The organism is uncultured Roseovarius sp. (assembly GCF_913054395.1).
GTDB lineage: Bacteria > Pseudomonadota > Alphaproteobacteria > Rhodobacterales > Rhodobacteraceae > Roseovarius.
Map to the genome: position 1 here is coordinate 1 of NZ_CAJXIP010000125.1, position 9738 is coordinate 9738.

Annotated in this window: 10 protein-coding genes and 1 pseudogene; 1 reads left to right on the forward strand and 10 read right to left on the reverse strand. The window is 61.5% G+C overall.

Annotated elements, in window-relative coordinates; all coding sequences use genetic code 11:
• Positions 1-209 precede the first annotated feature (209 nt).
• A complete protein-coding gene (locus QZ522_RS14825; protein WP_294613197.1) occupies positions 210-1664 on the forward strand; it encodes a D-alanyl-D-alanine carboxypeptidase family protein in 1455 nt (484 codons plus the stop codon).
• A gap of 232 nt (positions 1665-1896) precedes the next feature.
• Here QZ522_RS14825 and ccoS read toward each other — a convergent pair whose 3' ends face one another.
• The 10 genes and pseudogenes from ccoS to QZ522_RS14875 all read right to left on the reverse strand — a co-directional run.
• Positions 1897-2055, reverse strand: a complete 159-nt coding sequence (gene ccoS / locus QZ522_RS14830; RefSeq protein ID WP_294613200.1) for a cbb3-type cytochrome oxidase assembly protein CcoS — start codon at positions 2053-2055, stop codon at positions 1897-1899.
• Positions 2056-2060: 5 nt separating this feature from the next.
• Positions 2061-4247: a heavy metal translocating P-type ATPase gene (locus QZ522_RS14835; RefSeq protein ID WP_294613202.1), complete on the reverse strand. Its 2187-nt coding sequence runs from the start codon at positions 4245-4247 to the stop codon at positions 2061-2063.
• A 6-nt stretch (positions 4248-4253) separates the two neighbouring features.
• Positions 4254-4709, reverse strand: coding sequence for a FixH family protein (locus QZ522_RS14840; RefSeq protein ID WP_294613205.1), 456 nt, complete (start codon positions 4707-4709; stop codon positions 4254-4256).
• Positions 4709-6145: a cytochrome c oxidase accessory protein CcoG gene (gene ccoG, locus QZ522_RS14845; protein ID WP_294613207.1), complete on the reverse strand. Its 1437-nt coding sequence runs from the start codon at positions 6143-6145 to the stop codon at positions 4709-4711. Before ccoG ends, QZ522_RS14840 begins: the two co-directional genes overlap by 1 nt.
• 93 nt (positions 6146-6238) lie before the next feature.
• A complete protein-coding gene (locus tag QZ522_RS14850; protein WP_294613225.1) occupies positions 6239-7111 on the reverse strand; it encodes a LysR family transcriptional regulator in 873 nt (290 codons plus the stop codon).
• A 36-nt stretch (positions 7112-7147) separates the two neighbouring features.
• Positions 7148-7378 carry a hypothetical protein gene (locus QZ522_RS14855; RefSeq protein ID WP_294613210.1) on the reverse strand — a complete coding sequence of 77 codons (231 nt, stop codon included), beginning with the start codon at positions 7376-7378 and terminating at the stop codon, positions 7148-7150.
• A 266-nt stretch (positions 7379-7644) separates the two neighbouring features.
• Positions 7645-8505 carry a cytochrome-c oxidase, cbb3-type subunit III gene (gene ccoP, locus QZ522_RS14860; RefSeq protein ID WP_294613213.1) on the reverse strand — a complete coding sequence of 287 codons (861 nt, stop codon included), beginning with the start codon at positions 8503-8505 and terminating at the stop codon, positions 7645-7647.
• A gap of 5 nt (positions 8506-8510) precedes the next feature.
• Positions 8511-8708 carry a cbb3-type cytochrome c oxidase subunit 3 gene (locus tag QZ522_RS14865; RefSeq protein WP_294613215.1) on the reverse strand — a complete coding sequence of 66 codons (198 nt, stop codon included), beginning with the start codon at positions 8706-8708 and terminating at the stop codon, positions 8511-8513.
• Between the two features lie 13 nt (positions 8709-8721).
• The gene (ccoO, locus tag QZ522_RS14870) at positions 8722-9447 is read right to left on the reverse strand and encodes a cytochrome-c oxidase, cbb3-type subunit II (protein WP_294613218.1); all 726 of its coding nucleotides are present in this window, start codon (positions 9445-9447) and stop codon (positions 8722-8724) included.
• Between the two features lie 14 nt (positions 9448-9461).
• Positions 9462-9738 (reverse strand): annotated as a pseudogene (locus tag QZ522_RS14875) (cbb3-type cytochrome c oxidase subunit I); the annotation flags it as partial.

The following is a 9738-nucleotide window of genomic DNA, read 5'->3' on the forward strand; positions in this document are numbered from 1 at the left end:
TGCCAAATACGCCGAGAGCATAAAACAGGGCGATTATCTTGGGGATAGGGCCGCGCCGACCACAACATATTGCCTTGACTGAAAGGCACGCCCGGAAAAACCTATTATAAATGAAGGCTTTGAAAGAAAGAGACGCTGTGCTAGACTTTATTGCATAAATAAATGCCAGTCGGAAAACCGGCGGCGCGAGGCAGAAAAAGAGCAGTTCTATGAAAGCACGGGGCAGTCAGCCGATCCGTTGGGGTCTGGTGGTGTTGGCAACCATCTGGATGCTGGTCATTGTACCGCTAAGCGCCGCTGCGGCGCCCTATGCGGCGATGGTCATGGATGCGCGGAGCGGCAAGGTGCTGCATTCGCGCAACGCCGATGCCCGGCTTCACCCCGCCTCATTAACCAAGATGATGACGCTCTATATCGTGTTCGAGGCCGTTGAAAATGGCGAGATAAGCCTTGATGACAAGGTTCGCATTTCCTCACATGCCGCCAGCGAGCCGCCAAGCAAGTTGGGCCTGCGTGCCGGTCAGACCATCGCGCTACGCTATCTTGTACGTGCGGCTGCGGTCAAATCGGCCAATGACGCGGCGACCGCCCTAGGCGAGGCGATCGAGGGATCAGAAGCACAGTTTGCGCGCCGGATGAACCGCACGGCCAAGGCGCTTGGCATGAGCCGCACCACCTTCAAGAACGCCCACGGCCTTACGGAAAGCGGGCATTTGTCGACCGCGCATGACATGACGATCCTGGGGCGCAGCCTGTTTTACGACTATCCGCAATACTACAATCTGTTCTCGCGTATCACTGCCGATGCAGGCATCCGTTCGGTCAACCACACCAACCGGCGCATGCTCAACAGCTATCGCGGGGCGGATGGGATCAAGACCGGCTATACCCGCGCGGCGGGCTTCAACCTTGTGGCCAGCGCCGAGCGCGGCGGTGAACGCATAATCGCAACCGTGTTCGGCGGGCAATCCACTGCGTCGCGGAACGCCAAGGTGGCGGAACTTCTTGATCTTGGCTTTCGCAAATCGCCAAGCCGTGTCGCCGTGAACCGGCCCGCGCGCCCGCCCTATATGGGTAAGATGAACGGTGCTCCGGTGATGATCGCCCAAGGCCAGGATCGCCCCACATTCGCCGCCAAGACCGTGCGCCTCGCCGGGGCCGCCGCGGTACGCAAGAGCTTGCGGCCACAGGCCCGCCCCGCCCCGGAAGCGCCGGTGCTTGTTGCGGTCAAGGATGATATCGAACGCGCGCTTATGGCCGCCCAAAAGGTGGTCGAAGCTGAAGCGCCCCCTGCCGGAAGCGTCGCCGCAACGCCCGTCATAACGGCCGATGTCCGCCCCGAGCCGCGCCCCGAGAATATCGTTCTGGCAAGCGCGCCTTCCGGTGACCCGATTCAGGAAGTGGTGATGCGCGTGTCAACCTCTGGCGGTCGCCACTGGGGCATCAACGTCGGCCGCTATCCCAGCCAGTACAAGGCGCGTCAGGTGCTGTTGCAGACCGCGCTGAATGAAATGACCACCCTTGACGGATCGTTGCGCAAGGTCGTGAAGCGCCCCACCGGGTTTGATGCGAATTTCATGGGGCTGACCCGCGAAAGCGCAGATCTGGCCTGTCGCCGGTTGCAGGCGAAGAAGATCACCTGTTTCATGATCGGGCCGGGCTAGGCGATATTGCTCAAAGGTGGCCCCGATTTTGTGCGCCTCGAATATGCGAGATCAACAGGCTAAAGGGCGATGCGTGACTGCGAATGGACACGACACGCTCTGAGGCAAGGTCTGGATTGGGGGCCTGCCCCCAAACCCCCGGGATATTTTCAGCAAAAAGAAGTGGCTGTAGGGGTCTCTGCGGCGGTCAGGGTGTGCGGCCGGTCCGCAACAGCGCGACAGGCCAATCCTCTCAGGGTTTGGGGTAGTTATCCCATTCGTCCGACAGGATGCGGCGGCTATCGCCTTCGGGGTCATCATACTGGTTCGATCTGACCGTATAAATAAACGCAATCAGCCCGACCGCGCCCAGCACCAGAGAGATCGGGATCAGATAGGTAAGGATATTCATCGTCTCTACCTCAGTCTCAGGGCGTTGAGTGACACCGTTATCGAACTAAGCGACATCGCCAGCGCCGCGATCAGCGGGGTCGCAAGACCGGCCACGGCCAAAGGCACGGCGATCACGTTATAGATCGTCGCGATCCGAAAGTTCTCGCGGATACGCCGGGTGGCCGATTGCGCCGTGTCGCAGGCCGCCGCGATCGGCGAAAGGTCATTGCCCAAGAGCACGATATCGCTGGCCACGCGGGCCGCATCAAGGGCCGAGGCGGGCGAGATCGACACATGCGCCGCCGCCAGGGCCGCCGTATCGTTGAGGCCATCCCCGACCATCAGCACATGCGCCCCCTCGTCGCCAAGCGCCTGAATGCGGGCGGCCTTGTCGGCGGGAAGGGCCTCGGCCATCCATTGCGGAATACCAAGGCGGGCGGCCAGGGTCTCGACCGCCGGAGTGGTATCGCCCGACATCAGGATCACGGTCTTGCCGCTGGATTTCAACGCCTCAACCGCCTCGGCGGCACCGGGGCGCAGGCTGTCGGTAAAGACAAGGGCCAGCGGGGCCTGATCGCCGATCTTGAGGAAACTGGCGGTCTCGGCCAGAGGCGCAGCCCCGGTCCAGCTTGCCCGGCCAAGCCGCACCTCTTGCCCTTTCAGGATCGCACGGGAGCCATAGCCCGGCACCTCGGTGACATCGCTGAGATCGGCGGAGGCGGCAAAGCCTGCCTCACGCGCCGCAGTGGTGATCGCACGCGCCAGCGGATGCGACGAGCCCTGCGCCAGCGCCAGCGCGCATTCCACCGCCGCGCGCGGAAGCGCCGCCAGATTGGTCAGCTGCGGCGTCCCGGTGGTCAGGGTGCCGGTCTTGTCAAACACGACGGTATCAACCTGCGCCAGCCGTTCCAGCGCGGTTTCGTGCTTGATCAGCATACCGCGCCGGAACAGCCGCCCCGAGGCCGCAGTGGTCACCGCAGGCACCGCAAGCCCAAGCGCACAGGGGCAGGTGATGATCAGGACAGCGGCGGCGATATTGAGGGCCGTGCGCATATCCCACGTGTAGAGATACCAGCCCACAAAGCTGAGCGCCGACAGGATATGCACCCCCGGCGCATAAAGTTTCGCCGCCCTGTCGGCCAGAGAGGTATAGCGCGAGCGCCCCGATTCAGCGATCGCCACAAGGTCTGCCATCCGGTGCAGCGATGTATCCGCCCCCACCGCATTCGCGCGCACGGTCAGTGGCCCGGTCAGGTTGACCTCGCCCGCGGACACCGCCTGCCCCTCGCCTGCGAACACCGGCAGGGTTTCCCCGGTGAGCAAGGAACGGTCGATTTCCGAGCTGCCGCTGACGATCTCGCCGTCGACCGGCATCCGCCCGCCCGGCCGCACCAGAACAAGATCGCCCACCCGCAACTCGGCAATGTTTACCTGTTCCTCGACCCCGTCGCGCAGACGGGTCGTGCGGGGCACCTCAAGCGCCGTCAGCTCTTCAGCGGCAGACCGGGCGATCGCGCGGGTGCGGTGATCAAGATAGCGCCCCGCCAAAAGGAAAAACGTCAGCGCAAGGGCCGCGTCGAAATAGGCATGTTCGCCCGACAGAACGGTTTCCCAGAGCGAGGTGAACACCGCCAGCACAATCGCCAGCGTGATCGGCACATCCATATTGAGCCGCCCCTTGGACAGGGCCGCCCAGGCGTTTCGGAAAAACGGCTGGCCGGAAAAGGCGATTGCCGGAAGGGTGATCGCCGCCGATATCCAGTGGAACATGTCGCGCGTCGCATCCTCGGCGCCGGACCAGACCGAGACCGAAAGCAGCATCACATTCATGCTAGCAAAACCCGCCACGGCCAGCCGCATCAAAAGATCACGCCCGGCCCGATCGGTCGCCGTGGCAGAAAGCGATGCGCCGTCAAGCTCGTGCGCCTCAAAGCCAAGCGCCTCGACGAGGCTGCGCATCTCTTCGGCGCTGACCTCTGGCGCCGCATCAATGCTGGCGCGTTTCAGCGTCAGGTTCACCCGCGCCGAACGCACACCGGGATGCGCATTAAGCCCACGTTCGATCTTGGAGATGCAGGCCGAGCAGTGAATCGTCGGCAAAGACAGTGCGATCTGCGCCGGTTTCAACGCCCGTTCGGCCAAAGCCTCGGCTGCCGGGGCGGCGGCACAGGCCGGACAGGCCGAAGGCGAAGGGCGCATGGTGGCGGTCATTACGCGTTATTCCTTGTGCAGGATAACGCGCTGTTGAAAGAGCGTGCCATCCTCGGATGTGGCAGTCATCCGGATATTCCAATTGCCATCCCCAAGGGCGACGGGCGCAACATAGGCTTGGCCGTCAAAGCGAAAATCGGGGGTTTGGTCGTCAAACACATGCGTCGCCCGGCCCACCGTCGCCTCAAGGGTCGCGACCTCGACCGGCGCGCCGGTCTCATCGGTGATATGAAGCAACAGAAGGCCATCGGCATGATCCGCCGCGACATGCCAGCCAAGCCCCTCTTGCGCGGCCTTGCGGATATCGAACTCCTGGCTGGCGACATAGGAATTCTTGACCTCAAGCCCCGGAAAGGTGGTGACGGCCGAATAGGCCAGCACCAGATTGACACCAATGATCACCCCGAAGGCAGCGGCAAAGCCGAAAAACACCTGCCGCCCGGTTATCTTGCGCTCGGCCATCAGTTTGCCTTTCCGTTGAACACGCTGTCCTTATAGGCGCGATCGCCGTTCGACGTATCCTCGATCCACAGGCGCACTTCGCTGCGCTCGATCTTTGCGGCCTCCGATCCCGGTGCGGCCACCAGATAGACCCGCTGAAGCCGCATCGAATCCGCAGGCACCGAAACCGACGAATACGGCGTGCCCTCAAGCGTCAGGTGAATGGCCGGATCGCCACTGACCGTCAGGTTAAAACGCCGGTCCTCACCGTGCTTGTTGCGCAGGCGCACCTCATAGGTATTGCGGATCGAGCCATCCGACAACATCACATAGGTCGGGTTGCGCACCGGGGCCACCGTCATGTCGATATCAGACCGGATAAACAGCGCGAACACCAAACCAAAGCCCACAAGTGCCCAGAGTGCCGTATACATGATGGTGCGCGGGCGCAGGATATGCTTGAGGATCGGCTTGGGCGGTTTGCCTGCGCGTTCGTTTTCCTCATCCGTCAGCGCCATGTAATCAATAAGGCCGCGCGGCTTGCCTATCTTGGCCATGATATCGTCACAGGCGTCGATGCACAGCGCGCAGGTGATGCATTCAAGCTGTTGCCCGTCGCGGATGTCGATCCCCACCGGGCAGACGTTCACACAGGCCATGCAGTCGATGCAATCGCCCTGCGGCGCGCCCTCTTCCACCGCCCTCGAATGTTTGCGCGGCTCGCCGCGCCATTCGCGATACCCCACCACAAGGCTGTCTTCGTCCAGCATCGCGGCCTGAATGCGCGGCCACGGGCAGGCATAGATACAGATCTGTTCGCGGGCAAACCCGCCGAAAAAAAACGTCGTCGCGGTCAGCACGCCGATGGTTGTATAGGCGATAGGATGGGCATTGAGCGTGACCAGATCAGCCAGGAGCGTGGGCGCATCGGTGAAATAAAACACCCAGGCCCCACCCGTGGCGAGACCGATCAAAAGCCAGCTGACCCATTTGGTTAGCCTGAGGCGGACCTTGCGGGCATCCCATTTCTTCTGGCGATGCAGGCGCAGGCGGGCGTTGCGGTCGCCCTCGATCCAGCGCTCGACCAGAATGAAAAGATCGGTCCAGACGGTCTGCGGGCAGGCATAGCCACACCACACGCGGCCAAGCGCCGAGGTGAACAGAAACAGGCCCAGCCCCGCCATGACAAGGAGGCCGGCAATAAAATAGAACTCATGCGGCCAGATCTCGATCCAGAAGAAAAAGAACCGTCGGCTTGCCAGATCAATCAGCACCGCTTGATCCGGCAGGCTTGGCCCACGATCCCAGCGAATCCACGGCGTGAGATAATAGATCCCAAGCGTGACAATCATGATCGCCCATTTCAGATTGCGGAACTTGCCGTAAACCTTGCGTGGGAAAATGGGTTCGCGGGCAGCATAGAGGGACTGGGGGGCATCGGGCTGGGAATCGGCCACGGACTTACTCCGTTATAAGGATATCGCCCGTCTTTTGGCAGGACGGACTCTCGGTAACATTGACCTGTGTCAAATTCTGAATCTAGAATCGACCTATTCACAACTTTGCATCGGTTTCGCCTGTTTTTTCAACCATTTTACAAAGGCTTTGGCCGGTGCGCGCAAGACGCCCGGTCGCGTCACGATGTAATATCCGGCGTCTTCCTGGTCCTCGAACAACAGCACCAACCGCCCTGCGGCGATATCCTGCTTCACCCATTCACGCACCGTCACGGCCACACCCTGACCATTGCGCAACCCGTCCAGCAACAAATTGCCCGGCACCTGAACAAGCCCTGCAGCGCGCGCCTCGGTTACCCCACGCCGACGCAACCAGTCGCTTGCTTCATTGGTGCCGAATTCCTGAAGCCAGGGCAGGTGAACAAGGTCTGCGGGACGTGTGATTTTCATCCCCTCGACAAGGCTTGGGGCCGCAGCCGCCACGATCGGCGAGCAAAACAGCAATTCGGCCTCAAGCCCCGGCCAGTCTCCGGTGCCATAACGCAGGGCCACATCAATCCCGCCCGGTTCCAACGGGACCATGTTTGGTGTCGGGTCGATCATCAGGTCGATCTGCGGATGGGCCTGACGAAACGCGCTCAGGCAGGGCATCAGCCATTGCGCGGCAAAACCCGGCGTTGCCGAAACCTGCAAGGGGCGGTCCGCGTCGGCCCCGGTCAGCGCCTCGATGGCGCGTGCAATCGCGCCGAACCCAAGGGTAAGCGCATCGGCAAGCTGCTGTCCCTCAGCGGTCAGCACAAGCTGGCGCCCCGAGCGATCGACAAGGGCCACGTCCAGATGGGTCTCAAGCTGTTTGACCTGCTGGCTTATCGCCGCATGGCTGACATTGAGCTGTGCGCCCGCCGCCGCCGTCGCGCCGGTCTCAGCCAGCGCCGAAAAAGCGCGCAGCGCCGTCAGGGGTGGCATGGAAAGCCAATCAGTCACGTTAGATCACCTTACATATCAGAATTTTTCCAGACTCGCGTGAAACGGCGCCATTGTCCATATTGAACACAGAAACAGCAGATCGGAAAGGACAAGGCAATGTTCAATATCTTCGCAAATACTTTCAGAAACGCCACCCGGACCGGTATCAGTGCAAATGCCCGTCATCACCATGCGGGGCGCGCGCACTGGCCGCCCGCAGAGCGTTTTGATGCCCGTTCGGGCGCCGAGATCGAGGCGCATCTTCATGCGCGCCGCCGTGACTGAGGGGCGCGCAGGGGCTATCCGCTGGCCGTGGCGCGGCGGGCGGTGGCCCGCTCTTGCGCCTTGCCGAATGGCCACGCGTCACGAACACAAAAAAGGCCCCCCACTGGGGCCTTCTGATTGACAGAACGTGACGTTTGGGGCGGTAATTGGCATCGGCCGTTCCAGGAAACGCGCGAACAGGACGGAGCGACCGATGCCGCCCCCGGGCCACCTGCGCAAACAGGCGGCCCGGGGTATTCTTTTCAGGCTTACTCGCCGCCGCCCAACTGGTGGACGTAAATCGCCACAGCGCGGACTTCGGCCTCGGAGAGGCGCGTGTTCCAAGGCGGCATCACACCATAGCGGCTATTGGTGACGGTTTCCTTGATCGTCGCAAAGTCACCCCCATAAAGCCAGATCGCGTCGGTGAGGTTGGGCGCGCCCTGATAGATATCGCCCTGTGCCTGCTCGCCGTGACACGCCGCACAGTTATCCATGAAGACCGTCTCGCCCTCGGCCACAAGGCTTGCGTCCTGCGGCGCACCGGACAGCGACATCACATAGTTCGCCACCTGGTCGATCTGCGGGGTTTCCAGAATCTCGCCAAAGGCGGGCATTTCCGAAAAGCGCGCGTCGTCGTCCACCTCGTTGCGGATGCCATGGCTGATCGTGGTGTGGATATCGTCGATTGATCCACCCCAAAGCCAGTCATTGTCCAAAAGGTTGGGATAGCCTTTGGCCCCCGCCGCCCCGGACCCGTGGCACTGGGCACACCAGGTCTTGAACACCGCCGACCCTGCCGATGTGGCATAGGCCTGCAATTCGGGCGTCTCGGAAATCGAGGCAAGCTCGACCGCGGCCAGCTTGGCGTTGATCTCGGCGTTGGCGGCCTCGGCCTCGGCCAGTTCGACGGCGACATTGGCCCGCGTCGACCAGCCCTTGTAGCCGGCAGTGGCGCCTTCGATCATCGGCCAGGCCGGATAGGCGATCACATACCACAGGCCCCAGGCGATACAGGCATAGAACGTCCACAGCCACCAGCGCGGCAGAGGGTTGTTATATTCCTGAATACCATCCCATTCATGGCCGGTGGTCTCGACCTCGGTTTTCTTGTTGGGTTTTTTAGCCATGTCTCTCACGCCTCCTTGGCGTCAGCCTCGCGGCGCGCGGCCGCGGGTTTGTCATCATGCCGAAAGGGAATGCCCGCCGGATCGCTATAGGCCTTGGAAGAGCCCGGGCGAAACACCCAGACCACCATGCCGACAAAGAACGCGAACAGGAGCAGCAACATCCAGCTATCGGCAAATTCACGCAGCAGGGAATAGGTTTCCATTGTCTCTGTCCCCCTAGCGGCTGGCCACGGGCGTGAAGGTCGAAAAATCAACCAGCGTGCCCAGCATTTGCAGATAAGCAATCAGCGCATCCGCCTCGGAAATCCCGGCCTGCCCGTCAAAGTTACGGACCTGCGCATTTGGATAGCGTTCCATCAACCCGTCGGTATCGCCAAAGGGATCGACCTGAACCTTGAAGTCCGCCTTGGCGTTCTCAACCATCTCGTCGGAATAGGGCACCCCGACAAGCTGATGGGTTTTCAGAAGATCCTCAATGTGCTCGGGATCGACCATGCGGTTTTCAAGAAAGCCGTATTTGGGCATCACCGATTCAGGCACAACCGACTGCGGATCGCGCAGGTGATCGACGTGCCATTCATCCGAATAACGACCGCCCACACGGGCCAGATCCGGCCCCGTGCGTTTCGAGCCCCACTGGAACGGGTGATCGTATTTCGATTCCGCCGCAAGGCTGTAGTGGCCATAGCACTCGACCTCGTCGCGCATCGGGCGGATCATCTGGCTGTGGCAGACATAACAGCCCTCGCGCACGTAGATATCCCGCCCGGTCAGTTCCAGCGGGGAATAGGGGCGCATGCCCTCGACATCCTCGATGGTGTTTTCAAGCCAGAACAGCGGGGCGATCTGAACGATCCCCCCGATGGTGACCACGAGGAAGGCAAAGACCGCCAAAAGCGTGACGTTCTTTTCCAGGATTGCGTGTTTGTCCAGAATTGCCATCTCTCCGGCCCTCCTTATTCAGCCGGAACTGTGGAGTTCGTGGCCTCAACGGCCGGCGAACGCTTCACAGTCATCCAGAGGTTATAGCACATGATAATCGCACCCGAGAGGAACATAACCCCGCCCAGACCGCGCACCACATACATCGGAAGCTTGGCTGCCACAGTGTCGGCAAACGAATTCACGAGGAAACCGTTGGCATCCACTTCGCGCCACATCAGACCTTCCATGATCCCCGTCACCCACATCGAGGCGGCGTAGAGAATGATGCCGATGGTGGCGAGCCAGAAG